This window comes from Helicobacter sp. 10-6591 (genome assembly GCF_003288805.1).
GTDB lineage: Bacteria > Campylobacterota > Campylobacteria > Campylobacterales > Helicobacteraceae > Helicobacter_F.
This window is the reverse complement of sequence record NZ_NHYK01000006.1, coordinates 31,461-57,793: the sequence shown is the minus strand read 5'-3', so window position 1 is coordinate 57,793 and position 26,333 is coordinate 31,461. Positions and strand designations below refer to the sequence as shown.

Annotated in this window: 24 protein-coding genes; 16 read left to right on the top strand and 8 right to left on the bottom strand. The window is 38.5% G+C overall.

The window, feature by feature from the left end; genetic code table 11:
- Positions 1–12: 12 nt before the first annotated feature.
- Genes CCY97_RS03140 through argC form a run of 3 tightly spaced genes read right to left on the bottom strand, consistent with a single transcriptional unit; the run spans position 13 to position 2,751 of the window.
- Positions 13–957, bottom strand: a complete 945-nt coding sequence (locus CCY97_RS03140) for a chemotaxis protein CheV (protein WP_112064042.1) — start codon at positions 955–957, stop codon at positions 13–15.
- A 23-nt stretch (positions 958–980) separates the two neighbouring features.
- Positions 981–1,727 (bottom strand): metallophosphoesterase, encoded by a 747-nt coding sequence (locus tag CCY97_RS03135; RefSeq protein WP_112064041.1) that lies wholly within the window; start codon positions 1,725–1,727, stop codon positions 981–983.
- Between the two features lies 1 nt (position 1,728).
- Positions 1,729–2,751 (bottom strand): N-acetyl-gamma-glutamyl-phosphate reductase, encoded by a 1,023-nt coding sequence (gene argC, locus CCY97_RS03130; RefSeq protein ID WP_112064069.1) that lies wholly within the window; start codon positions 2,749–2,751, stop codon positions 1,729–1,731.
- 207 nt (positions 2,752–2,958) lie between these two features.
- On the opposite strand from argC, the gene CCY97_RS03125 reads away from it, so the two are divergent.
- From CCY97_RS03125 to CCY97_RS03100, 6 genes are all read left to right on the top strand, one after another.
- Positions 2,959–4,434: a mannose-1-phosphate guanylyltransferase/mannose-6-phosphate isomerase gene (locus CCY97_RS03125; protein WP_112064040.1), complete on the top strand. Its 1,476-nt coding sequence runs from the start codon at positions 2,959–2,961 to the stop codon at positions 4,432–4,434.
- Positions 4,415–6,358, top strand: coding sequence for an extracellular solute-binding protein (locus CCY97_RS03120; RefSeq protein ID WP_112064039.1), 1,944 nt, complete (start codon positions 4,415–4,417; stop codon positions 6,356–6,358). Before CCY97_RS03125 ends, CCY97_RS03120 begins: the two co-directional genes overlap by 20 nt.
- On the top strand, positions 6,322–7,038 hold the full coding sequence (gene nadD, locus CCY97_RS03115; protein WP_112064038.1) for a nicotinate (nicotinamide) nucleotide adenylyltransferase: 717 nt from the start codon (positions 6,322–6,324) through the stop codon (positions 7,036–7,038). Before CCY97_RS03120 ends, nadD begins: the two co-directional genes overlap by 37 nt.
- A gap of 34 nt (positions 7,039–7,072) precedes the next feature.
- On the top strand, positions 7,073–7,411 hold the full coding sequence (gene rsfS, locus CCY97_RS03110) for a ribosome silencing factor (protein ID WP_112064037.1): 339 nt from the start codon (positions 7,073–7,075) through the stop codon (positions 7,409–7,411).
- A 7-nt stretch (positions 7,412–7,418) separates the two neighbouring features.
- Complete coding sequence (locus tag CCY97_RS03105) at positions 7,419–7,913, top strand: phosphatidylglycerophosphatase A (RefSeq protein WP_112064036.1); 495 nt, start codon at positions 7,419–7,421, stop codon at positions 7,911–7,913.
- Between the two features lie 104 nt (positions 7,914–8,017).
- A complete protein-coding gene (locus CCY97_RS03100; protein WP_112064035.1) occupies positions 8,018–9,043 on the top strand; it encodes an MraY family glycosyltransferase in 1,026 nt (341 codons plus the stop codon).
- Position 9,044: 1 nt separating this feature from the next.
- On the opposite strand, the gene CCY97_RS03095 is transcribed toward CCY97_RS03100, so the two are convergent.
- A complete protein-coding gene (locus tag CCY97_RS03095) occupies positions 9,045–9,950 on the bottom strand; it encodes a response regulator (RefSeq protein ID WP_112064034.1) in 906 nt (301 codons plus the stop codon).
- 35 nt (positions 9,951–9,985) lie between these two features.
- Positions 9,986–11,167, bottom strand: a complete 1,182-nt coding sequence (locus CCY97_RS03090) for a bifunctional 2-C-methyl-D-erythritol 4-phosphate cytidylyltransferase/2-C-methyl-D-erythritol 2,4-cyclodiphosphate synthase (protein ID WP_112064033.1) — start codon at positions 11,165–11,167, stop codon at positions 9,986–9,988.
- 143 nt (positions 11,168–11,310) lie between these two features.
- Here CCY97_RS03090 and hemW point away from each other — a divergent pair, with 143 nt between their 5' ends.
- The 7 genes from hemW (at position 11,311) to CCY97_RS03055 (ending at position 20,234) form a co-directional block, all read left to right on the top strand.
- Entirely contained in the window at positions 11,311–12,369 is a 1,059-nt protein-coding gene (gene hemW / locus CCY97_RS03085; protein WP_112064032.1) for a radical SAM family heme chaperone HemW, read from the top strand.
- A 49-nt stretch (positions 12,370–12,418) separates the two neighbouring features.
- Positions 12,419–13,765, top strand: coding sequence for a phosphomethylpyrimidine synthase ThiC (thiC, locus tag CCY97_RS03080; protein WP_112064031.1), 1,347 nt, complete (start codon positions 12,419–12,421; stop codon positions 13,763–13,765).
- Positions 13,766–13,939: 174 nt separating this feature from the next.
- Positions 13,940–14,407: an RNA pyrophosphohydrolase gene (locus CCY97_RS03075; protein WP_112064030.1), complete on the top strand. Its 468-nt coding sequence runs from the start codon at positions 13,940–13,942 to the stop codon at positions 14,405–14,407.
- A gap of 36 nt (positions 14,408–14,443) precedes the next feature.
- Entirely contained in the window at positions 14,444–15,739 is a 1,296-nt protein-coding gene (locus CCY97_RS03070; RefSeq protein WP_112064029.1) for a TolC family protein, read from the top strand.
- Between the two features lie 9 nt (positions 15,740–15,748).
- Positions 15,749–16,855 carry an efflux RND transporter periplasmic adaptor subunit gene (locus tag CCY97_RS03065; protein ID WP_112064028.1) on the top strand — a complete coding sequence of 369 codons (1,107 nt, stop codon included), beginning with the start codon at positions 15,749–15,751 and terminating at the stop codon, positions 16,853–16,855.
- The gene (locus CCY97_RS03060; protein ID WP_112064027.1) at positions 16,845–19,901 is read left to right on the top strand and encodes an efflux RND transporter permease subunit; all 3,057 of its coding nucleotides are present in this window, start codon (positions 16,845–16,847) and stop codon (positions 19,899–19,901) included. Before CCY97_RS03065 ends, CCY97_RS03060 begins: the two co-directional genes overlap by 11 nt.
- A 39-nt stretch (positions 19,902–19,940) precedes the next feature.
- A complete protein-coding gene (locus CCY97_RS03055; RefSeq protein WP_112064026.1) occupies positions 19,941–20,234 on the top strand; it encodes a DUF3240 family protein in 294 nt (97 codons plus the stop codon).
- 247 nt (positions 20,235–20,481) lie between these two features.
- Here the strand turns inward: CCY97_RS03055 and CCY97_RS03050 are convergent, their stop codons facing one another.
- Positions 20,482–22,140 carry a hypothetical protein gene (locus CCY97_RS03050; protein ID WP_112064025.1) on the bottom strand — a complete coding sequence of 553 codons (1,659 nt, stop codon included), beginning with the start codon at positions 22,138–22,140 and terminating at the stop codon, positions 20,482–20,484.
- A 204-nt stretch (positions 22,141–22,344) separates the two neighbouring features.
- Between CCY97_RS03050 and CCY97_RS03045 the strand changes: the two genes are divergently transcribed.
- The 3 genes from CCY97_RS03045 (at position 22,345) to CCY97_RS03035 (ending at position 24,380) form a co-directional block, all read left to right on the top strand.
- Positions 22,345–22,734: a MarR family transcriptional regulator gene (locus CCY97_RS03045; RefSeq protein ID WP_181562794.1), complete on the top strand. Its 390-nt coding sequence runs from the start codon at positions 22,345–22,347 to the stop codon at positions 22,732–22,734.
- Between the two features lie 118 nt (positions 22,735–22,852).
- Positions 22,853–23,902 carry a cytochrome-c peroxidase gene (locus tag CCY97_RS03040; RefSeq protein ID WP_112064023.1) on the top strand — a complete coding sequence of 350 codons (1,050 nt, stop codon included), beginning with the start codon at positions 22,853–22,855 and terminating at the stop codon, positions 23,900–23,902.
- A 94-nt stretch (positions 23,903–23,996) separates the two neighbouring features.
- A complete protein-coding gene (locus CCY97_RS03035; RefSeq protein WP_258456920.1) occupies positions 23,997–24,380 on the top strand; it encodes a hypothetical protein in 384 nt (127 codons plus the stop codon).
- 5 nt (positions 24,381–24,385) lie between these two features.
- Here CCY97_RS03035 and CCY97_RS08555 read toward each other — a convergent pair whose 3' ends face one another.
- Together CCY97_RS08555 and CCY97_RS03025 are read right to left on the bottom strand one after the other, a co-directional pair.
- A complete protein-coding gene (locus tag CCY97_RS08555) occupies positions 24,386–25,426 on the bottom strand; it encodes a tetratricopeptide repeat protein (RefSeq protein WP_112064021.1) in 1,041 nt (346 codons plus the stop codon).
- A 54-nt stretch (positions 25,427–25,480) separates the two neighbouring features.
- The gene (locus CCY97_RS03025) at positions 25,481–26,329 is read right to left on the bottom strand and encodes a hypothetical protein (protein WP_112064020.1); all 849 of its coding nucleotides are present in this window, start codon (positions 26,327–26,329) and stop codon (positions 25,481–25,483) included.
- Positions 26,330–26,333: the final 4 nt, after the last annotated feature.

Sequence of the window (26,333 nt, the reverse complement as noted above, 5' to 3'; positions counted from 1 at the left end):
TATTCTAACAGATTATCTTAATAAAATCCTAGAGATTTCGTCATAAAAGACATTGGGATCAAATTTCACTAAATACGCATTTGCCCCAATTTGTTTGCTTTTTTCTTCACTCAAATTATCACAAATCGAAGAATTAAAAATAATAGGGATATGAGAAAATCTCACGTCTTGTTTTATTTGTGTAGCGAAGTGGAATCCATCCATTTTAGGCATTTCGACATCTGAAATGATGAGTTTTAGGTGGTCTTGAAGACTATCGCCATATTGGCTAGAAAGATTCTCTAGTTTTTGCATGCCATCCTCGCCATCGACTGCCTCTATGATGTCAAATCCTACATTACCTAGCGAAGTGCGCAAAAGCTTTCGTGCTATAAGGCTATCATCAAGAATGAGTACCAGGCCACTAAATTGCGGTATTTCTTTTTTACTACCATCGTTATTGGTAAGTGTTTTCATAGGGTTATAGAAATCCAAATCATCAATGATTCCCTCTAAATCCAAAATAAGAAGTGTTCTTTCGTTTTCGATTCTTGTTGTGCCTGTAATCTTTCCTCGTTGAGAATCATGATTGAATGTTGCGCCTTCAATGTTTTTCCAACTGATTCTACGGATACGTCTTGCTTCGTGTATCACAAATCCTATACGAATATTATTAAAAGTTGTGATGATAACTTTGCGATTCTTATCTTTGTCAGGATCGATACATACGCGCATCCAAGTCGCTAAATCTACTAATGGCAGAATATCTCCGCGCAAATCAAAAGTTCCTAACACATAATCAGGTGCAGCTGGAAGCTCAAAAATATGCTCAGGAAATACAACAATGCCCTCGACTTTGGCGACATTGATACCATAAATTCCTTCATAAGACTGATTATCTCTGGTTTCAAAGATTCTAAAATCTACAAGCTGCATTTCGTTGGTTGCAAATTTTGAAATATCTTTCTTCTCTTTCATAGATGCCCTTAAAAACTAAACCCCTAGCAGTTTTGGGGGTATTGTAATGCAAAAACACTTTGGCTTATATAAAAGGATGGCAGACAGATATAGAGAATCTCTCTTGTATGTTCTTGTATCAGCATAGACTTATTTAGATGGAAGTGTCCCTCTATTATTATGTGTGGCAATTCTTGCGACGTTTTTTTAAAAAAAGACATATAGGAGCTAACCCGCTTCTTGCAAAATTCCTCACAGTCTCTTCGTTCGTCAAAAGCGTATATTCTTTTTTTGAGAATCTTACGCTCTAACAATTGGTAAAGATTCCCAAAAGTAAGCCAATCCAAGAATTTTAAGACTTTATGTCCAAAGCATGAATTCAGCACTCTGATATAAAGCTCATATTTTTTGTCTAAAAACAAATCCCCATGTGCCAAACTCACTCTTTTCTCTCCAAACTGCGCTCTTAATGGCTGTTGGCAACGAGGAATGAATACTATTTGCCCCATATTTAAAGCATTAAGGGCAAAGTCATGATTGCCTTCAAACCAAAAGACCTGTGTGCGCTGGCTTAAAGCCTGTAGAGATTCAAGAAGCGAAGCATTGGATTTCTTACTAGATCTGAGATTGCCTACTAATACCTGCGAGATGTCACCCATCAAAAAGACTTGCGATGCTTGGATGTTTTGTAGTGTTTCTAAAAGCGCTGGATTGACACTGCTCCAATGAGAATCAGCGATAAAGACCGCATCTTTTGCAATTTGAAGAATCTTTTCTTGTGATTTTGTCATTTTATATGCCAACTTTTGGAATTCCACAGTCTTCAGGAAATCCACACATAATATTTGCATTAACTACAGCCTGCGAGCTTGCCCCACGCATGAGATTATCAATCGCACTATTTATAAATAATGCCCTCCCGCGCCTTAGTGCAAGAATATCACACATATTACTTCCACTTACATTACTTATACGCACATTATCCTGAGAGATTCTTATAAATTGGCTGTTGGCATAGTGGGATTTGAGAAGCTCTAATGGCTCAAAATCCTCATCCACAGAATCTTTTAATGTAGCAAATACACTCACAAGCATGCCGCGCGTTAATGGAGTGAGATGTGGCACGAAGTTGATTTGTAAATTTACTTGACCAAAGAGCGCGCATTTTTCCTCAATCTCAATCTGGTGGCGGTGCGTAAATGGCGAATAAGCAAAGAGATTCTCATTAATATTTGGAAAATGTGTATCATCAGTGAGTTTTTTTCCTGCACCACTCACGCCACTTTTGGCATCAATGAATACACCATCAGATTGAATATAGGGCAAAAATGGCAGAAGTGCCAAAAGACTAGCTGTGGGATAGCAACCCGGATTTGCAACAAGATTTGCATTTTTTATCTGTTCTGATGCATACTCTGGCAATCCATAGATGGCATTTGCTAGATTTTCCTTGTCTGTATGTGGACAATAGGTCGCTTCATAGTTTTGTGCGCTCAAACGATAATCTGCGGACAAATCAACAATTTTTGGGAGAGAATCACCGCTTGCATAGAGCTTCTTCACAAATTCCATAGCACTTTTATGTGGTAGAGCTAAAAATAACACATCACATTTCTTTGCTTCGAGTACATCAGCTTTGTGTATATCCATATCTAGTACATCCAAAAACTGCGGATGGATAGCACTTAAACTCATCTGGCCTTGTGAGTTTGCGAGATAACTCAGCTCAAATCTTGGATGGGCAAGTAAAATTTTCAACAAACATAATCCTGTATAGCCACTTACCCCGATAATCCCCACTTTTTTCTTTTGCATACTATCCCCTATTTTTGGCCTTGAAATTGCGCTGAAAAGTTTGGGATTGTAACAAAGCCACATAAGCTTTGTAAATCTCATTTTTGCATGCAAAGTGCAGCAGTAATTGATTTGATGGGTTTGTGCTTCAGAGAGTTTTAGAAGGTTTTTATCCGCGTTCTTATATAATTGGGGCAATTTTCAAGCTTGAAGTAAAGGAGCAACAAAATGACCATCAGTATACTTTGTGGCGGATCTGGTACTAGACTTTGGCCTCTTTCTCGCACCCTTTTACCCAAACAATTCGCTCCAATCCTCCCAAAAGATTCTCCCACAAGCATATCCTATCATCTCACTCATCAAAGTCGAAATTCCAACACGCTTTTTGCCAAAACTCTCTTGCGTAATGAAGTGTTTTTGCATTCACTAAATGCTAAATTCAGTGTCGTTACAAATGAGGAGCATTTTTTTCTTGCACAAGATATTGCAAGCGAGATAGACATTCCAATTTCTAGTTTTCTTTTGGAAACTCTTGGAAAGAATACAGCACCGGCACTTTGTTTTGCGGCATTGAATGCTTTTGAATCTGATGAGAATGAAACTATTTTGGCATTGCCAAGCGATCATTTAATACACAATACAAAGGCTTATGAAGAGTGTATCCACAAAGCTGTGCAATTTAGCGAGAAAGGTTTTTTGGTCACTTTTGGTATCACGCCAGATTGCGCGCATACAGGCTATGGCTATATAAAAGCAAAAGATGGGATTGTTGAGCAGTTTGTAGAAAAGCCAGATTTAGAAACCGCAAAAAAATACCTACAGAGCAAAAATTATTTTTGGAATAGCGGCATGTTTTGCTTTAAAGCCAAGCTTTTTTTAAAAGAGCTGGAAGCGCACGCACCAAAGCTTTATAACGCTTGCAAAAAAGCTTATCTTATCAGTAAAGAACAAGCGAGTTTTAAAGACACAAACAATACCCAAACACTCTTGCGCTTGAACAAGGCAGCTTGTGAGGAGATAGAGGATATTAGCATTGATTATGCGCTGATGGAGAAAAGCTCAAAAGTTGCATGTGTTGAGAGTACATTCAACTGGAATGATGTTGGTGGATTTGAAGCATTAAAAAAAGAATGGAGAGAGGATGCCCAATCTAGTGCGCACAAAAGTGAGCTTATCGCTATAGATTCAAAAAACAACTTTGTGATTTCTGATAAGCTTGTAGCGACTATTGGTATAGAAAATCTTGCGATTATAGATAGTGGGGATTGTACTCTTGTAGCACCACTTTCTGAAACACAACGAGTAAAAGAAGTTGTAGCCTTACTTAAGACAACCCACCCAGAACTCACACAGATTCACAACACAGCATATCGTCCATGGGGGACTTATAGTGTGCTTTTAGAATCTCGTAATTACAAGATAAAACAAATTGTGGTCAAACCCAAAAAGCGTTTGAGTTTGCAAAAACACTTCCATCGCAACGAACACTGGATAGTAGTCGGTGGTAGTGCACTTGTAAGCATTGGAGGAGAAGAAGTGTTTTTAAAAGCAAACCAATCAACTTATATTCCTATGGGGCAGACACACAGATTAGAGAATCCGGGAATTATCCCTCTTGTGTTGATCGAAGTGCAAATGGGTGAATATCTTGGTGAGGATGATATAGTACGACTGAAAGATGATTATGCGAGAGAAAGCAGGTAGGTTATTTGATACAGCTCTTAATATCCATAAGCTTCTTTGTGATTCTGTTTTTAAGGATAGTATCTTGCATATTTTTGCCCTGCTATTTTTTGGAATTTTTCTGCAAGTAAAAGCTGAGCATGCAATCACGCTTTTTGGCACGCCAAAATATCCCAAAAATTTCAGCCATTTTGAATACGCTAACCCTGATGCTCCCAAAGGTGGAATCTTCAAAAACTACGCACTAGGTGATTTCAACTCTCTTAATCCTTTTTTACAAAAAGGCAACCCAGCAGCCGGCACAAATGAGCTTATTTACGATACTCTAGGCGTTAGCAGTCTTGATGAAAGTGCCAGCGAATATGCTCTTTTAGCAAAGGAATTTATCAAGGACAAAAACGGCTTTTTTTTGGATTGTATTCTCAATGAAAATGCGTATTTTAGTGATGGCATACAAGTAAGTGCGAGTGATGTTAAATTCAGCTTTGACACTCTTATTGCTCTTGGGAAGTTTGAATACCAACGCTATTATGCAGATATTCAAAGTGTGGAAGTATTAAACCCCAGACATGTTCGCTTCCACTTTAAGACCAACCAAAATTCTGAATTGCCTCTTATCATCTCCCAACTCCCCGTTTTGCCCCAGCATGTCTTCATGAAAGATGGCAAAAATACTTTTGGAGAAGATCCGCTGCTCTTGCCTGTGGGTAGTGGTCCATATATCATAGAATCTTATGAGATAGGACGCACAATTGTATATAAAAGGAATCCAAATTATTGGGCAAAGGATCATCCCACTCGTAAGGGATTTTTCAATTTTGAGATGATTGTCTTTGAATATTACAAAGAACCTGTGGTGGCACAGCAAGCATTTATGAGTGGTGCATATGATTGGCGTGTGGAATCAAGTGCCAAAACATGGGCAAAAGACTACAACACAAATAGGCAAGAATCTCTTCGTAAAATCATCATTCCAAACAAGCTTCCTAGTACACTTCAAGGATTTTTTTTTAACACCAAAAATCCGTTTTTTGCCAATAAATTAGTACGCGAGGCGATCTTTTATGCATTTGATTTCGAATGGAGCAATACAAATCTGTTTTTTGGGCAGTATGAGCGCACAATAAATATCTTTGATAACTCGCGCTTTGCTTCCAAGGGTATTGCAGATGGCAAAGAGCGCGAGATTCTCTTAAAGCTGCCATTAGCGGATAATAGAATCTTAGATTCTCTTTATATGATCCCTCGCACTGATTTAAAGCTGCCCCCTAACATACCTGAGGGTTATGTAGATTGGCGCGGTGTAGAGCACAAAGAGGGAATGAGAGTGGTAGCACAAGAGCATAGAGAGAATCTCAAATATGCTGCGAGTTTGCTCAAGCAAGCGGGATTTGTGTTTAAAAATGGCGTGCTTATGGATTCTGTAAGTCATAAGCCATTAGAGTTTGAGATTCTTATTAATTATGACGGGTTTGAGCGCATTTGCCTGCCATTTATTGAGAATCTCAAAACTCTTGGTATCCGCGCTAGAGTACTAAAAGTCGATGATACACAATATTTGAATCGCCTCCGAGACTACAAATATGATATGGTCATTCAGCTTGTGGGACAAAGCCTCAATCCAGGCAATGAGCAAAGATTCTATTGGGGCAGTGAGGCTTCTAAAAATCCCGGTGGTCGTAACTATGCTGCTATCGAGGATGAAAATGTGGATTTTCTGATACAAGGCTTGATAGAGGCAAAAGACGATGAGGAAAAAGTGGCTTTTGGTAAGGCTCTTGATAGAGTCTTGTTATGGGGTTTTTATGTGATTCCGCATTTTCACGCTAAGGGCTATCGTGTGGCATTTTGGAATGACAGAATCACGATGCCCCAAATCCAGCCAATCTATGGCTTTGACCCAAATTTATGGTGGGCAAGCAATCTTACCCAAACACAAAAATAAAACATATCACGAAGTTTATGGAATCTGGAGTTTATGCAATCTTTGGCGGGAGCTTTGACCCATTGCACAATGGACATATTGAGATTATTGATCAAGTTTTTCATACCTTTGATTTACACAAGCTCTTATTATTGCCTGCGTTTTGCTCTCCTTTTAAGAATGGCAGTTTTTTTATGCCCAAGCACAGACTGCAAATGTGTGCTTTGTATGCAAAAGAATGCATACACAAAGACAAAATAGAGGTTTGTGATTTTGAAATAGCTAGACAAAAGACCACTTATACAGTTGAAGTATTGCGCTATTTTCAAGCGAGATTTGCAAACGCTCGTATTGTTTTTGTGCAAGGTTGGGATAGCTTTGAATCATTGGGCAATTGGAGGGAGTTTAGGATTCTTACGCAAAATATGGATTTTGTAGTTTTTGATAGAGGAGCACATACACAAAAGGATTTTGAAAATCTTTGTGCAAAATTTATGATTCCTGCTTTAAACGCGAGGTTTTTGCCTCTTTCAAAAGAAGTTTGTACTATCAGCTCAACACAAATCCGTGCACGACTTCATTCTTACTTGGATTCTAGAACACAAAATCACTCTGACAATGTCTTTGATGGTATCCCAAAATGTCTGCATGAATATATCGCAGAGATTCTTGCCCTTGAGCTTACAAAACGCACAAACTAGGCTATAATGAGCATTTATTTAGCAAGGAGCAATCTTGGGCTTAGAGACCACACAACTCATAGAAACTATCAAATTCCTCCTCGAAGAAAAAAAAGCCGAAAATATTGTTGTTACCGATGTAAGAGAAAAAGAATATCTAGTGGATTTTGTCATCATCGCGACGGCCATGGCAGGGAAGCATTCTTTTGCTTTGCTTGATTTTCTTAAGAGTACTTTGAAAATGCAAGATGTGGAATTCTATGCCACAGATGAGGATAGCGAGGATTGGGTGATTGCAGATTTAGGCGAGGTTATGGTGCATATTTTTACTGAGAATCATCGCAATAAATTTAATTTAGAAGAATTTCTTACGACTTTACCTCAGCGTATGTGAGGTGACTTTGAAAAGAATACTCCAAGAAATATTCTTAACTCTTTGTTTTGTTGGGAGACTAAAAGCTTCAGGGACATTTGGGAGTTTGGTGAGCATACCTATAGGGCTAGGAATTTTGTTTTTCTCACAAGAGACTTTGTTTTTAAGCGCACTATTAGTTGGTGCAATTGCAATCAAACAGATTGATATATACGAGCAAAATGGCGGTATGCACGATGATAAAAGCATAGTGATTGATGAGCTTGTGGGGATGTGGATAGCAATGAGTTTTTTTGCACCAAAATTGCTGCTAGATAAAGGAATGTGGTGGTTTGTGGGTGCTATGGCTGTGAGCTTTGTGCTTTTTAGAATCTTTGATATTTGTAAGCCTTCATGGATTGGTAGAATCGATAGAGAAGTAAAAGGAGGCTTAGGTGTAGTAGGTGATGATGTATTGGCAGGGTTGTGCGCTGGGATTTGTGCAAAGCTTTTGGTATTTGGCGCTGCCTTGGTATTTGTGTAAGAAAACTAGCATAGAGCAAGTAGGGATTTGCTGTAATTCCTAGTGCTATCGTTATAGAATAGAAGCCAAGGCATAGAATCATTTCTGCTTCAATAAGGATTCCGATGATAAACGAATTTATTTTGTTTTCAAGTGCTATTGCATTTTTTATGAGTTTTGGATTATGTCTGTTGGTTATTATCGCTTCAAAGCGATTGGATTTTTTTATGGACTCTGCGCAGTCCCAGAAGCCTCAACGATTCCACACGCATAATACTTCACGGGCTGGAGGAGTTGGGATATTTGTGGCATTTTACTGCGCATATCTGTTTTATTTTGGCTATGACAAATCTCTGCTTGGATTGCTTTTTGGAGCTTTTGTGATTTTTATAAGTGGCTTGGCTGAGGATTTTAGCTCATCGCTTAATCCAAAAATCAGATTGATTTTGCAATGTTTTGGAGCTTTTTTGGGGTGCTATATGATGAGTGTGTATCTTAAAGATCTTTCTTTGGGCTTTGAGCTTCCGAGATTTATTGGGGTGCTCTTTAGTATATTCGCACTTGTTGGCGTAACAAATGCAATCAATATTATCGATGGTTTTAATGGGCTTGCTAGTGGTATTTGCTTGCTTATTTTTGGTGCGATTGCATTTGTGGCTTTTGCAGTGCAAGACAATAATATTGCAGAGATTTGTATTTTTGTCATTATGGCGATTCTTGGATTTTTTGTGCTGAATTTTCCAAAAGGTAAGATTTTTCTAGGTGATGGAGGCGCATATTTTTTGGGTTTCTTGGCTGGGTTTTTGCTCATTCTTCTTACACAAAAAAATACATTGGTAAGTACTTGGTTTGGGTTTAGCATCATGGTTTATCCAGTATGGGAAGTCCTCTTTTCGATTTATCGGAAAAAAGTTGTTCGTGGAATCTCACCCATGAAACCTGATAAAGCACATTTTCATATGCTTCTTTTTAAGCGTGTATTCAAAAACAATGCTTCCACTTCTCTTGGTATTTGCTTACTGTATGCGCCTTTTGTTGTTTTGAGTTGTTTGTTTTTTTATAGCACTCTTATACTTCTTGCTATAAGCCTTGCTTTTATTGTGCTGTATATATATATCTATTGGAGTCTTATCCGTTTTGCCAAAAAGTAGTCTAATCTTTTGCAACTTCTCTTTTACGCGTGATGCCATACTTTTTGCGTTTTTCCCAAAGGCTTTTGCGGCTCATACCAAGGCGTTTGGCTAATTCGATGTCTGAGTAACGACTTTCAAACTTTGAGATAATGACTTTCTCATATTCTCTTACAGAAAGGATTGTGCCTCCTAAATCAACATCATTGTCATAGTTTGAAATATCTACAACTTGCGGAAATTGGATTTTTTCGCTTGAAATTACTGAAACAATGCAGCTAAATTTTAATATCAAATCCAAAAAGTCCTTTGTCTCAGACTTCCTGAATTCCTCAAGGTTTGTGATATAAAAAACAGTGTTCTTTGTTGGCTGGTTTGCAAAAATCTGCTTCCACTTATCTTCTTTGAGTGTGAGAAAACTCATACTTATCTTTTTCATGCGGGCATAACGCATAGCATAAATATCAGCACTTCTCTGGGAGTTTGTCTTTATCACAAATGGGGGATTATAGGCTGTTGGATTTGGTGTATCCAGTTCTTTCTCGATAAAGTCAAAATAGCTGTGATAGAAATTTATCTCCTTTTTTAGATCTTGGTAGGATTTGTAGTGTTGAATCTTGCGTATCAGCTCATCCATAACAAAAGGCTTTACGATGTAATCTGTCACGCCATTTTGCAATGGCTTTGTAACCGTATCATCGTTGATATAATTAATCATCAAAATAATGATAGATCTGCTAAATGCTCGTGTAAGTTCATTGTAGTTGTTGTCAATGCTTTTCAATGAAGCAAGCACGACATCAAAGTGCTCCTCTTTGTCTAAATTTTCCAAATTATCTTTCATGACACATTCAAGTTGGAAATCATTGAGTTTATTGACAATGCCTTGAGCTAGATATGCTTCATCTTCGATAATTAATACTTTCACACTTATTCTCCTAGTTAAAATTTAAGATCTATACATCAATGAATTCTCTGCCAATTGATTGGACGCATTGTAACATTTGCATTGACACCTAAGCCTTCTTTGCGTCCTAAAAAACCAAGATTTTCAGTTGTGCTAGCTTTGATGCTTATACGGCTTATATCTAGACCTAAGATTTTGGCGATAGATTCTTTCATGGCATGTTTATAGGGTGAGATTTTTGGAATCTGCGCCAGGATAGTGATATCCACATACACTACTTCATAGCCTACGCTTTGGGCGTACTGGTGGATAGATTCTAGCAGCTTTTTAGAATCCGCATTTTTAAACTCTTCTTGAGTGTCAGGAAACCACTCTCCTATATCTCCTGCATTTATCGCACCCAAAATAGCATCGCTGAGTGCATGCAAACATACATCACCATCGCTATGAGCTTTGAATCCAAAAGAGGATTCTATATTGATTCCACCAAGTACCATGGGTTTGCCATCTTCAAATGCATGCACATCAAAGCCACTCGCATAAATACATTCTGTGCTTGGTGCACCAAATGATTCCAAATATGTCAGATCTTGTGCGAAGGTGAGTTTTTCTAGCTTCTTTGATCCTTTGACAAAAGTAATTGGCAGTCCTAGGGAATCTATAGCTGAGCTTTCATCGCTAAAATCATGGTTTTCATCGAGTTTGCTGAGTGCATGCTTAAGTGCTTGGGTTTGGACAAGTTGGGGCGTTTGGATGAGTTTTAAAGATTCTCTTTCTAAAAAGCTTCCTTTGTAAAATGTCGTATCTGTCACCTCAATATAAGGCACAGCGCAAATAAGATTGCAATCTTTAGAATCTAAAAGCCCTAAGAGTCGCCCTAAAACCTCTGTATCTACAAAGAATCGTGCCGCATCGCTTACTAGCACATATTGGCTATTTGTATGTCTTAACGCATTGCGAACACTTTGTGCGCGCGTTGCTCCACCTAGTACGACCTTATGGGTGCAAATATTTTGCATATAAAATATATCTTCTTGTGAAGCAGTGATGATTATCTCATTAAAATCAAAGTACCTGCAAAAATCATCCAACACTTTTTGCCAAAGTGGCTTTGTTCCTATCCTTAGCCATTGTTTTTTGATGCGAATAGGTGATTGTTGCGAGGATATGAAACGTTGGGAATTTCCAGCAGCCATCAATACTAAGGCTATTGTGTGTGTCACATTGGGCAAAGGCATTGGAATTCCTTCTTCCTAAAAAGATTTGTTTGGGTAAAGCAAAGCCGCTAACTCTAGCCCAGGATATATTTTAAAGAGCTTAATGTTTGTTTGGCTTGGCTCAATGTTAGAATCCCATAAGATTCCTGCTATTTGGAGAATATATGCTTTTGTATGTACATATCCCGTTTTGCTCAAGCAAGTGTGGCTATTGTGCTTTTAATTCCTATGTGGGTACACAAGAGCTTTATGGCCAGTATATAAAAGCATTGTGCCAGGATTTACACCAAAGCCTGAAAGCACACAACTACCCTGAGATTACAAGTGTGTTTTTTGGCGGTGGAACTCCAAATTTACTTGACTTTAGATTCTATGATAAGGTGTTTGAGAGTTTTTTGCCTTATGTAAGTAGAGATTGTGAAATTACTTTAGAGTGCAATGTGAATTTGCTGAGGTTAGATTGGTGCAAGCATCTCAAAACATTGGGGGCGAACCGCCTCAGCATTGGTGTGCAAAGTTTTTCTGGCAACAAGCTTACCTTCTTAGAAAGAGAGCATAAAGTAAGTGATATTTTTCAAGCCTATGAGCATCCATACAATGCAGGTTTTAGGAATCTTGGTTGTGATATTATCATTGGCACGCCACTTGATACTAAATCCATCTTAGAGCAAGAGATACACTCGCTTGCCAAGCTCCCTCTTACACATGTTTCAGTCTATGAATTGAGTATTGATGAAGGCTCAAGATTTGCAAATGATTCTCGCAGAATAGAATCTCCACAAGAGAATTTAGGGATTTTCATGCGAGAGGGTTTAAGCGCACTTGGTTTTGAGCAGTATGAGGTTTCAAACTATGCTAAAGAACAATATTACTGTAAGCATAATCTAGGCTATTGGGAAGCAAAGGAATATATTGGCTGTGGAGCAGGTGCATTTTCTAGAATCGGTACCATAAGGAGTATGGCAAGCAAGGCACTGCAAGCTTATATACAAAATCCACACCAAAGAAAGCTCGAAGTTCTCAATCCCTGTGACTTAAGAGTAGAAGAGATTATGCTTGGGCTTCGATGTAAGAGCGGAGTGCGCAAAAACCTCTTAGATTCACACAAATGCCAAGAGCTCATAGATTCTCATATATTGCGATGTGAGCAGCATCAAGGGGAGAGTTTTATTCTTGCAAACGAGTTGTTTTTGGCTGATGAGATTGCATTGCGTTTGATATAAGGCAATGCAATTAAGTTGTGTTAATATCTCGCAATAAAAGGATGTAAAAATGCGAACAAACTGGTGTAAAGAGCGAGAAAATCATACCACACCCACACAGCTATACTACGCAAAGCAAGGTATAATCACACCTGAGATGGAATTTGTCGCTAGAACTGAGCTACTTGAGCCTGAGTTTATTAGACAGCAAGTCGCAGAGGGCAAAATCATCATCCCAGCAAACATAAACCACACAAACTTGGTGCCTATGGGCATAGGCAGAAGCCTAAAAACCAAAGTCAACGCAAACATAGGTTCAAGCGCACTTACAAGCGGTCTTGAAGAAGAGATAGAAAAGCTTAATGTCTGCTTAAAGTACGGTGCTGATACTGTTATGGATCTAAGCACCGGTGGGGATTTAGACCAAATCCGCCAAGGTATCATAAAAGCAAGCTCTGTGCCTATTGGCACCGTGCCTATGTATCAAATAATCCACGATATCGGCGATATGGAAAATCTCACCTTAGAAATCATGCTTGATTGCCTAGAAAAGCAAGCAAAACAAGGTGTGAGCTACTTTACAATACATGCTGGAATGCTTTTAGAGTTCATGCCTTATGTAGGCAAGCGCAAAATGGGAATAGTAAGCCGTGGTGGCTCTCTCATGGCTGCGTGGATGATAAAGCATCATAAACAAAATCCCTTTTACGAAGCCTTTGATAAAATCTGCGATATCTGCGCAAAATACGATGTCGCACTCAGCCTTGGCGATAGTCTTCGCCCAGGCTGCCTAGCTGATGCTAGCGATGAGGCGCAACTTGCCGAGCTTGCAGAGCTTGGTCGCCTTGGCAGAAGAGCAAGAGAGAAAAATGTCCAAGTAATGATAGAAGGTCCAGGCCACATACCTTTTGATCAAATTGAGTTTAACATGAAAGAAGAACAGCGTCTTTGCGATGATGCGCCTTTTTATATCCTGGGACCTTTGCCAACCGATATTGGCGCAGGATACGATCATATAACAAGCGCGATAGGCGCAACAATGGCAGCATATCATGGTGCTAGCATGCTTTGCTATGTAACGCCAAAAGAGCATTTAGGTCTGCCAAACGCAGCAGATGTAAGAGATGGTATAATCGCTCACAAAATCGCCGCTCACAGCGCAGATGTGGCTCTAAAACGCCCAGGTGCTATTGAGAGAGATCACAAAATGAGTGATGCTAGGTGGAATTTTAGATGGAACGAGCAGTTTGAGCTAGCACTTGACCCTGATAAAGCCCGTGAGCTTCACGATGAGAGCTTGCCAGAAGAAGGCTTTAAAGAAGCTAAGTTTTGCTCAATGTGTGGACCAAAGTTTTGCGCGTATAAAATCAGCCAAGAAGTAGCTAAAAACACCTGTGAGAGCTATCCGCAAGAGTAATAGCGCATTTTAGAATTGTAAAGCTAATTTTTGAGAATTCTAGAATTCTAGAATTCTCAAATATCTTTTTAGCTTTTTATATACAATATAAAAACTATTTTTATTTTGCAATCAATCTAAGTAAGCAGCAAAAACAACATAGAACATAAATGATTGAGAATCCAGAGGTTTGTAATGGACGAAAAAAAATATCGACCAAATGTCGCTGCAATAATACTTTCAAGTAGATACCCAAATATTTGTGAGTTTTTTATCGGTCATCGTAATGATATAAAGGGTGCATGGCAATTCCCACAAGGTGGAATAGATGAAGGCGAGAAACCAAAGGAAGCACTTTTTAGGGAGCTACAAGAGGAGATTGGTACTAATGAAGTCGAGATTTTAGGCGAATGTCCAGAGTGGATAAAGTATGATTTTCCAGAGACTATCAGCACGAAAATGTATCCATTTCATGGACAGATTCAAAAATATTTTCTAGTCCGCCTAAAACCACAGGCAAAAGTGAATCTCCAAACCAATGAGCCAGAATTTGACAGATACAAATTCGTAAGCTACCAAGAACTTTTTGAATATGTAACACACTTCAAAAAACGCGTATATAAAAATGTCTTGCAATATTTTCGAACTGAAGGATTCTTGTAGGAGCTCTGCTTTTTACCACAAAGAGGATTGGACAAAATGAAATTTTTAGCTTGCAACTTGGTGTATGTAGTGTTTTGCGCTCTTTTGCTTAGCGCGCAAACTTCCACGTCTCAAAAACCACAACCCCCCACAAGTAAAAATAAAAACACACATATTCTCTCTATTGATGAATTCAAAGAACGTATAGAACAAAACTCTATTGCACTTGCTAAATCTAGAGCATATGCAAATGCTTTGGTGTATGAAGGCAAAGCCCAGCAAGCATGGAATACTTCATACATTGATCTGATGAGTCAGCAGGTTAGCTCCCCAAGTGGTGGCAAAGAATTAGAGAGCGAGATTTATATAATGCTTACTCCACGCTTGCCATGGGTAAGTAGTGTCTTAAGGCAAATATACCAAACGCGTCAAATCCGACAAAATAAAAATTACGAACTCACAAGGAATCTGAGCTTTATTTCTGCAAAACGTCTCTACCTCGAATATCTCGCCCAAAAAGAGCAGCTAAATATCTATGAAAACAGGCTGAAAAATGCCAAAGAACAGCTAGAGATTGCTAAAGTGCGTTTTGATGCAGGCAGAATCTCAAAATCCCAATACCTCTTTTTCAAAAGTGATTACTTGAGCGTGCAGTTTATGGTGCAAAACAGCACAAAGACGCTCTTAAACACCCTCAATGCCTTAAAAGTGATGCTTGGAATAGTTGATAAGAGCGATGACATAGTCATAAAGAATCTGCGTTTTTCTTATCTTTCACTGCGAGAAAGCGATATAAAAAAACATTTGGAGAACTCTTTGTATCTTGAAATAGTGAGTTTGGATATTAGAGATCATGCTAATAATGCAGTTTTTGCTTCAAGAAGTCGATTTGATTCTCTAGAAATTGGCGCTGGAACCAATATCTCAGAATCGAGTGCGGGTGCTGGTGTGAAGCTTAAGATTCCGCTTCCTTTTACCACTAAATACACCAACCAAAAGGCGATGTATCTTGCACTACAAAGTGGCTCAGTAAGAGAAAAAGAGATTTTACAAGAGACATTAAGCAATAATGCCCATTCCTACTTTAAGCAACTACAGATAAAGCGTGAGGCAATTGCAATTGCAAAGCGTGATGAGGAAAACAAACGCTCTCTTGCAGAAATCAGTCGTGTAGGCTATGAGGCTGGCAAAATAGGTGTGTTTGAATATCTCGCTGTCAAAAATAGCTATTTGGACTCTATGATTACTACAATCCAAGCAAGGAAAGATTATGCCAATACATTAGCCATGCTTGAGGAAAGTCTAGCGCAAGTACTTGTCTTACCATCCGATCCAAAACGCGAGAAAAAATAAGGGGAATATATGAAAAAATTTGCTTTAAGTGCTGCACTCTTTGCGCAGTTTTGTGTGCAAGTCTTGGGATATGATGAGATTGTGATTAGTGAATCTGAGATGAAGACCAATGGTTTGTATCTTGTCAATGCCGATGGTAAGGATCTCAACTCCAGAGGTATACCATTTAATGCTCTTATTGATTTTGATGATAAGACTTCGATTACACAAAGCTCAAATTTTGAAACTATTGTCGTGAATGTCTACAAAAGGGAAGGGGAGCAGGTAAGAAAAGGAGATCTGATTTGTGATATTAGCTCCAATGAACTCAATACATTGTTTTTTGATTTCACAAACACCAGAGAGCGCTTAAAAATTGCAGCTGAAAACGAAGCAAAAGACAGAATGCTTTACAAAAAAGGGGTTATCTCAAGGCGGGAATACCAACTCAGCTATCTTACGATGAATGAGTTACAACTCAAATACAACGAGACATTTGCAAAACTTGACTTATTAGGAGTAAGTAGGGAGTTTATGGAATCCAGCAAGCAAGGACAGTATGGCTTCCCTATTGTTGCAAAGGCTTCAGGCATACTCTCAGTAGCTCCTCGCCAAAGTGGGCAGAAAATCAATGCCTTTACACCTTATGTGAGGATTTCTTTAAAGAATAGCGATTTACTAGGACGTATCCGATTGCCTGTGCATTACAGCCATGCTATTGAAAAAGGCGATGCTATCTATAATGAAAAAGGCAAAGAGATAGGCTACATTGATGCTATTTCTGTTGTGATAGACAAAAACACCAATACCATCATGGCGACTGCAAAAATCATTGCCAAAGATTTTAAGGTCGGTGAGATGATAGAAGTCTATATTGGTGGAGATACACCACAAGATAGCATGCTTATCCCTTCATCATCCGTGCTGCGTATGGGGAATGAGTATGTTGTTTTTGTCCGTAGTGCGAATGGATTTATTCCTAAAAAAGTTGAAGTTCTTGAGGAACGCGATAATAGCTTTGCCATCAAAAATGGTGTTTTGCAGACAAGCTCACAGCTTGCATCTGGATCCATTATCATTTTACAAGGCATGATGAATGGTTTAGGCGCTAATGAGGCTGGTGGTCATGCTCACTAAGATTGTTGAGTTTTCCTTACGCCAGCGATTGATGGTGATGATTTGTGCTCTTGCGTTGGTATTTTTTGGAAGTTACAGTTTTTTTACCATTCCAATTGATGCTTTTCCAGATATTTCTTCCACACAAGTAAAGATTATTCTCAAAGCTCCGGGTATGGCGCCAGAGGAGATAGAAAATCGTGTTGTGCGACCTTTAGAGTTAGAACTATTGGGATTGCCAGACCAAAAGTCTTTGCGTAGTATCTCAAAATATGGCCTAGCTGATATTACTATCGACTTCAATGACGGCACGGATATTTATCTTGCGCGTAATATGGTGAATGAAAAGCTTACTGTGGCTATGGCTGATTTGCCTTCTGAGGTAAGCGGTGGATTAGCCCCCATTGTCACTCCACTAAGCGATATGTTTATGTTCACTATCGAAGGGGATATAAGCGAGATAGAAAAAAGACAGATTCTTGATTTTACAATCCGCCCGATATTGCGAAATACCAAAGGTGTAGCAGATGTCAATAGGTTAGGCGGATATGCTCGCGCGATTGCAGTCGTGCCAGATTTTGACAATATGGCACGACTTGGCATTAGTATCTCCCAGCTCCAAGACACCTTGAGTGCTAATCTCAAAAATGATGGTGCAGGACGCGTAGATAGAGATGGTCAGAGTTTTTTGGTCAAGATTCAGACTGCCTCACTTAGTATTGACAAAATCAAAGAAATTCCTGTAATCACAAAGAATGGCTATGTGCAGATTGGTAATTTTTGCGATGTCATAGAATCCCACATGACACGACTTGGGCTTGTCGTCATTGATGGAGTAGGAGAAACGACACAAGGGCTTGTGCTTTCACTCAAAGGCGCGAATGCGCGTGATGCTATAGCCTCAATCAAAGAGAAAATGGAGCAGCTCAAACCAAATTTACCCCAAGGCGTTGAGCTTCGGATATTCTATGACAGATCGGAACTCACACAAAAAGCAGTCAATAATGTCATCAAAGTCTTAAGTGAAGCCATTATTTTGATAATCATCACATTGTTTCTTTTCTTGGGCGATGTGCGTGCAGCCGTGGCTGTAAGTGTGATTTTACCCCTTGCTATTTCGGTGGCATTTGTGATGATGAAAGAATATGGGCTCTCTGCAAATCTTATGAGTTTGGGTGGATTAGCCATTGCAATTGGAATCTTAGTGGATTCTGCTGTAGTAATGGTTGAAAATGCCTTTGAACGACTAAGCTTAGATAAAGGCTCTACAAAGCTGCATAGTGTGTATCGTGCTTGCAGTGAGATTTCTGTATCAGTTTTTAGTGGAATCTTGATTATTATCATCTTCTTTGTACCTATTCTGACTTTACAAGGCTTAGAGGGCAAGTTTTTTATTCCCCTTGCTCAAACTATTGTCTTTGCGCTTATTGGTTCGCTCATTCTTTCAATGACTGTTATTCCTGTGATTAGCTCCTTTGTCTTAAAAGTCAAAGAGCATAAAGAGACATTGCTTATCAGAGCCTTACACAAAATATATGCGCCAATCCTCAATTTTTCGCTCAACCACTTTAAGATTGTCTTTTTGGGCGCGATTGCTTTTTTGGTATTTAGCTTTTCTCTTTTTCCACTTATTGGTAGTGCCTTTATGCCTACGCTCAATGAAGGCGATATTGTGATAAATGTCGAAGCTCCTCCATCAATATCTTTGGAGCAGAGTAAAGAACTTATGCTTTTGATGCAAAAGGAGCTTTTAGCGCGTGTGCCTGATATTAAAAGCGTGGTAACCAGAATAGGGTCTGATGAGGTTGGTTTAGACCCTTCAGGGCCTAACCAATCAGATGCCTTTATCTCTCTCAAAGACCAAGAACAATGGCAAGCAAAAAGTCTTGATGAGATAAGAGAGCAAATCCGTGTGGTTTTACAAGACTTCAAAGGAATGAATCTTGCGATTATGCAGCCAATTGATATGAGAATCTCTGAGATGCTTACAGGTGTCCGTGGAGACTTGGCTATCAAGATCTTTGGCATAGAAATTGATGAATTAAACAGGCTAAGCTCACAAATTGTAGAGATTCTCAAATCTATTACAGGGTCTAGTGAGACCTTTACTACGCTCAATGAAGGTTTGAGTTATTTGCATGTGACTCCTTATTCTGCGATTATGGCAAATGCTGGTATCTCAAGCGATGAGTTTTCACTATTTATGAAAAGCTCACTAGAAGGTGTTATGGTCGAATACATCCCACAAGGCACAGCAAGGATTCCAGTAATTATCCGACAAAGCAAAGAGATTGCAAGTGATATAACAAAACTCAAAAGCCTAGAGATGAGTTCGCAAAATGGTATGCCAACACCTATTAGCTCCATTGCAGATATCAAAGAAATCGATGGTCCTGTGCAAATCCAGCGCGAAGGAGCCCAGCGCTATAATGTAGTGCGCACAAATGTGCGCGATCGCGATCTGGGTGGCTTTGTACAAGAAGCACAGCAGCGTATAGCAGCAGAAGTCAAGCTACCAGAGGGATATAGGATTGTCTATGGTGGGCAGTTTGAAAACCAACAGCGTGCGAGCAAAAGACTTGCAACCGTCATCCCGCTAAGCATTTTGGCAATTTTCTTTATTCTCTTTTTTACCTTTAAGTCAATCCCTCTAGCACTTTTGATTCTGCTTAATATCCCATTTGCTGTTACAGGCGGGCTTATCTCGCTTTTTGTATCAGGTGAATATATCTCTGTGCCAGCTTCGGTTGGATTTATCGCGCTTTTTGGAATCGCAGTGCTTAATGGTGTGGTGATGGTGGGTTACTTCTTGCAGTTACTCAAGCAAGGCATGAATTTGGAAGAATGTGTAGTGCTAGGGGCTAAGCGTAGATTACGCCCTGTGCTTATGACAGCATGCATTGCAGGGCTTGGGCTTGTACCCATGCTGCTTTCACATGGAGTAGGAAGCGAAGTGCAAAAACCTCTAGCTATCGTTGTCTTAGGTGGGCTTGTGACTTCATCATTTCTCACGCTTGTTATATTGCCGCCACTCTTTAGATTTGTCGCGCGCAAATTTCATGTATGAGATTTGTGTATCAGTCTAGTTTTGCCCTAAGGAGAATTCATGCAGACATTGGTCTTAACAATCTATTTTAAAGATAATCTCAAAGATTCTCTTGTGGATATGCTTTTAGAAGATGGATTTGATGATTTTTTCTATCATAAATGTTCCAAATACGCTTCAACTTCGCTCCTTACAAGCCCTAAAGAGCAAGTGAGCGGACGTCAAGAATATGGTGTATTTGAGATTTCACTCTCACAAGATAATGCGAAGTTTCTGGTGAATAAGATTTTGCAGGCCTTTGGACGTGATGATATTAGGATTTTTAAAAGCACATTAGAATCTTATAAACTCTAAATATTTTTTACTCCCTTATTGCAATACATTGTAATCCCAAGGCAATGAAAGCAGAGTTGTGTTTAGATTGCTTTAATGTGTATAAAACGAGATATCTGAATTTGGTCTATTGGCTTTGGATGCTCAGAGACGAAGCCAAAATAGATTCTACAAACTCCATACTACTCACCCACTGCTTGTGCCACCTATAATCTACTATAAGGAGTTTCTCAGATTTTTAAATGAAATAAATAAAATAATCTTTACCTTAGTTCACTTTATAAATGTAATCCCTTAAGGGCAATCTAAAAAGATTCTTGTTCTCTTGCGTAGCATTTTGTACAAGCTTAGAATCTGAAAATATATATTTTAGTAAGGGTTTTAACCCAAAATAAGGAGCACTAAAATATCTGCTCGTATATACAAGCTCATATGTTTGCTCCATCAATTGGAGATAATCTGCATCGGCCATTTTGTTTGTTGAATTATTAAGAATAATAAAATCTCCGCTTTGAGGGATGCTTATCTCATCATTGTTATAAATGCTGAGTTTAGAATCTTTATCGTAAGTCCATAAATTCTTTTTGTTCCATAAACTCGGTGAATTTGGCTCATAGGATTTAATATCAAAATTTGAGATTCCATAAATTTTCTCCAAATACTCTGGATAGTATCCATAATACCAAGTAGCATATTTTTCCCCTCTACCATTACCATCGAAATACAAAGTAATTTTTTCTTGTGATTTTGCAATCTCAGTAATAAAATTTAATGCGCTGTGGAACTTGAGAGCTTCGATTTTATAAAATATGAAGTTATTAATCCCAATAGGTAAGGTATTGATACACCACAAGGTCATACATAAGATACACAGGGTTTTTATAAAAAGATTCTTGAAAAGATTGCACTTTGATAAGAAATACAAACAAGAAATGCCACTTACAAAATATATAGGCATAAGATAATACAACTCAAAAAGCCCAAGTTTTATAAAGGCACACATATATATAAATCCACAAAACAAAAGGCTGTCATAAAAAATATGCTCTCTGTCTTTCAGTCTCCAAATACAAAAGATTCTATATACACAAAGCGCACTTAGTAAGACAACTAAAAATGAATCATTAAGCCCAAAGTTCAGTATGCCTTTTACAAAATACAAGAACTTCTCATAGGTATCTAAAAACACTCCTCTTTGGTAAACGTCTGTAATCTGTGGATAAACAACACAAAAATATAAAAGCAAAAAAATAAGTGCACTTATAAGTAGGCTTATGTAATAAAAATAAGCAAGCTTACCTTCTTTGCTTTTGAGGGCAAAATATAAGTGGAATGCACCAAAAAATCCAATTATTAAAAATGTGGTTTCTTTAAAATAAAGTGCTAAGTTTGCAGCCAGTAAGCCTACAATCGCGCTTTTAAAGCAATGGCGTTTGTAGAATCTCAAACTTGCTAGCACAAAAACACATAATAAAGGAATCTGCCATCTTTCTGGATAACAGATTCCTAGCATTATCGTTACAAATCCAGGGTGCAAAAACAAAACCACTACACAAAGCAATCTTAGCCCATATCTACTTTGAGCAAAAACCTCATCAAACACTATCCATAATGCGATGCTCACTCCAAAGACAATGCAGGCATTAAGCGCAAAATAAAAATAGGGATTTGAAGTAACAAGCATCATAAGGTTGAGATCCAAAAATGCTAGAGGAAAGAATCGTCCTATATGAGGGCGGTATCCATCTCTGATAGGGGTTTGCTCATAGATATTAAGCCACATCCAAATATCATCAAGATTAAATCCATAGCGGGCATAAGCAACTATACCTATGCAATAAAGCATTACAATATATATATATATATAAAGACGTGAATTAGAAATTAAACGCGAGTTTTTACTTTCTCTCGTAGTGCTGCTTAGCATTGGTATTCCTTTGTGGCGTGTGGTGGTAGTAGAGCAAAATTATAGGATCAAAAGCTTAAATTCTCTTTGCTGAACGGGGATAGGGACGCTTAGATAGTAAGTAGGTAATATTTTTATACAATAATATTTTTATATCATTATTTGGGGACAGGTATCATGATTGAGGAATCGATGCTTCTGCTTTGCAGCAAATTGTCATTTTTGATGAAACAGAAACTAGAAGGAATGATAAAAGATACAGAATTTAATGATAGGCGAGAAGTTGGCATACTTTTTGTGGTAGCAAAAAGACATGTTTCTCAAACAGAAATAGCCAAGATTATTGACACAGACAAGAATACTATTAGGTTTTTTATCGACCATCTTGAAGACTTAGGATTATTGCGACGCAATAAAAATCCAAACAATCGTAAAGAAAATCTTATATGCCTTACAGAATCTGGCAAAAAACGCTTACAAGAAATTTCTAAGATTCTCATAGAGCATGAAAGGAAAGTCTTGTATATGTTTAGCGATGAAGATTTAGAGAAGTTTATAGCGCTTTTGACAAAATTCTATCGCGGCATTGCTAAAAACGACAAAAATAGCCATTAAATTACTCTACTTAAATTTAGCTTAATGAAGATTCCTGTACAATCGCCGCTTTTTTTCGAAAGATTTTCGAAAGAGGCAAAAAACTGCCTAACCACAACATTTAAGTCAAGGAAAGAGAATGAAAACAGGATACCTTTTAGCGTTTAGTATTGCTTCCAGTCTTAGCCTTCAGGCTATTCCAACTGATAATGAGTTGAGAAAAATGGTACTTGACAATGGCATAGAAGCATTCCCAAAATCACAAAAAGAGCTCGCTGCTCTTGCAGAAAAATCCGCTCCAGAATCTAAGAACAACAAATCGACACCAGCAAAAATAGAACTTGGCAAAAAACTGTATTTTGATCCACGATTATCTGCTAGCAATCTGATTTCTTGCAACACCTGCCATAATTTAGCTCTTGGTGGAGTCGATCTGGTCCCTGTCGCTATTGGTCATAAATGGGCGGCAAATCACGAGCATCTGAACTCTCCGACTGTTTATAATAGTGTCTTTAATGAAGTGCAATTCTATGATGGCAGGGCAGCACACCTCTCTGAACAGGCTCAAGGACCGATGGAAAACCAGATAGAAATGGCATCTTCTAGAGCTGAAGTTGAAAGGCGTATAAATTCTATACCAGCATATGTAGCGGAGTTTAAAAAATCCTATGGCGCAGACACAAAAGTGAGCTTTGAGCTTATCGCAGATACCATTGGTGTATTTGAACGCACGCTTGTTACCCCTTCGCCATTTGATGATTACATGAATGGTAGTAACTCAGCACTTGATAGCAAACAAAAAGAGGGTTTGGTACTGTTTATTGAGACAGGCTGTGCAACTTGCCATGGTGGAGTGAATCTTGGCGGTAGTATGCAGCCGTTTAATATTGCTAGAGAGTATAAGTACACTTCGCTTGGTGGTTTTAAAGGCGACAAAGATGGAAGAGTTAAAACTCCTACTTTGCGCAATATCGCACAAACTCCTCCATATTTTCATAATGGTGCTATCTGGAAACTTACAGATGCAGTTAAAGAGATGGCAAGCGTGCAGTTAGGGATAGAGCTAGATGATGTGCAGGCAGATAAAATCACTGCATTTTTACATTCACTCACAGGACGCAAGCCAAAAATTGAGTATCCACAACTCCCAGATTCAACTGATGAGACACCAACACCAACTTTTGACTAGTCTTGGTATCCTAACTTGCTCGCTTGATTAAATCTCCCCAAAATCCAATCTTATGCATGCTCTCATATCCAAATTTTTGCGCAAGCAACATGTCTTGCATTTAAGCGTTATCGATAATGACAAGACACAAAGTGAGGGTAGTGTTTATACTGCAAGTTGTTTTTATGCATTTGATGCACAAAATCAAGCGCTTGTTTTTAAGAGCAAAGAAGATTCAAAACATATAATCTTAGCCGTGCAATCGCCTATTGTGGGAGTTAGTATCGCGTATAACACTCCAAAAATTCCATCAATAAAAGGTGTGCAGATAAAAGCGAGATTTCTAGATGCTACGACAGAACAAAGCAAGCTTTATTACAAGCGCTTTAACATAGCGAGATTTCGCGTAGGAGCTGTATATGCACTTGAGATTCTCTGGCTTAAATACACTGATAATAGTCTCAAGCAAAGAGAGAAATTAGAATTTACGCGGGATTAAGAAAATCACATTCCAAACATTTTTGCAACTGTATTCTCAGAATTAAGAGAACCAAAGGTTTGCATCAGACTAAAATTATTACATGCTTCTTGGAAACCATAATCGCAAGCTATCCCAAAGAGTTCAATCGCCCTTGCTTTGTCTTGGCGCACACCAAATCCACCGTCATAAAGCACACCTAGATTATTGCAGCTCTGCATATACGCACCATCGCAAGCGAGACTGAAATATCTTGCAGCATAATGATAATTTTGGTTTGCTCCTTCCTGACCTGTAGCATACAGATAGCCTAAATTGCCACAAGCCACAAGATCACCTTGCTCACATGCGACATAATTCAATTCAACCACTCCCATCTTATCTTTGTTCATACCAAAGATATTGTTTGTATTGGTCATAAGCCCTAAGTTATAGCAACCCAATTCACTGCCTAGACCACAAGCTGTTCGGTATGCCTCCAATGCTTTCATATAATCTCTCTTTGTGCCAACACCATTAGCATATGACCAACCCAAATTTGTGCAAGCAAGGCTATCACCACCAGAGCAGGCTACGCTATAAAGCTGATGGGCCTGCTCTTTGTCTTGTATGACTCCATGTCCATTATCATAAGCAAGCGCTAGATTCGCGCACGCTGTCGCATCGCCTGCAGAGCAGGCTTTCCCATAGAATTTTACGGCTGTATTTGGATCGGGTATGCCGCTTTGCATACCATACATGTAGATAAGCCCACTACCAAAACACCCGGCAGCATTACCACTTTGACAAGCTTGCATAAAAAGATCAAGAGCTTTTGTGTATTCGCCCATCTTTGCAAAAGCGATAGCAGAATTCAGTGAGGCATTGGAATTCTGAACTATGGTTTCAAAGTCCTCATAAGGCATATTCGAAAAGTTTTTATTTGCTCGATTATCTTGATTAGAAACTAATAATTGTTGGTTTATTTGCGGTTGGTTGGGTAATTGTGTGATTGTCGCATCCGGAGAACTTTCTGGTTCTGCATAGATAAATGTCAAGAGCAATGCAAAAGTACAAATTCTTTTCATCAAGATTCTCCAAGTATTCTGTATATTGAACTCAGTAGCAAAAAAAATGCCAACTTAGCTCTGCATGATGTAATTGTACCCCCATTCCGCATACCATGCTACAAACACAAATGCATACAACATATAGCGCACATGGAAATACTGATCTGAACTTGCAAGAATGTTTGAGCACAGCGCGACAACTATGATTCCAAGAAATAGCAACACGATATTGCTGTACCCATAAAAATCTAGCTTTGGCCTTTGTTGTATCAACACTACACACAAAAATATTGTGCCTAGCACGAAAACAGCCAAATCAATATATTCATAAAAATTTGCTTTCAAGTAAAAGGGCTGTATAGCACTTGCAAAAAGTGCTATGACTACAATCTCTAAACTTGGTTTGAGAATCTCAAGCAGATTTCCAGCGTAACTTTTCGTATTTGGTGTAATATGGAATAGAGAAAAAGCAAGTGGCAAAAAAATAAAGAATATATAAACAAAACTACTCAGAAAAATGCGTGCTTTATAATCCCAAATACTTTCTATCACACTACGATGATCGATGCTAGATTCTATTAACAGCAAGCTTGCAATATCTTGCATAGGCTTTGGATGCTGAATCGAGGTGAATACGATGAAATATATAAACCCTATGCATAAGCAAAAAATGAGACTGTGTAATACAGCATCAAACTTCTTTGCGCCAATGACCAAAAAGGCAAGGCTTAAAAGTGCTCCACAGAGTAAAATACGATTAGTGATAGTGCTAAAAACTCCATACTCTCGGATAAAAATAAAAAATATATAAGAAAATGTTTCCAAGAATCTTGAACTCAGCAATGTAATGACAATCCAGCAAAACAGCATAAAAAATAAGCATGAACAAACAATACTTACACGATTATTAAGAACCTTCAAAATA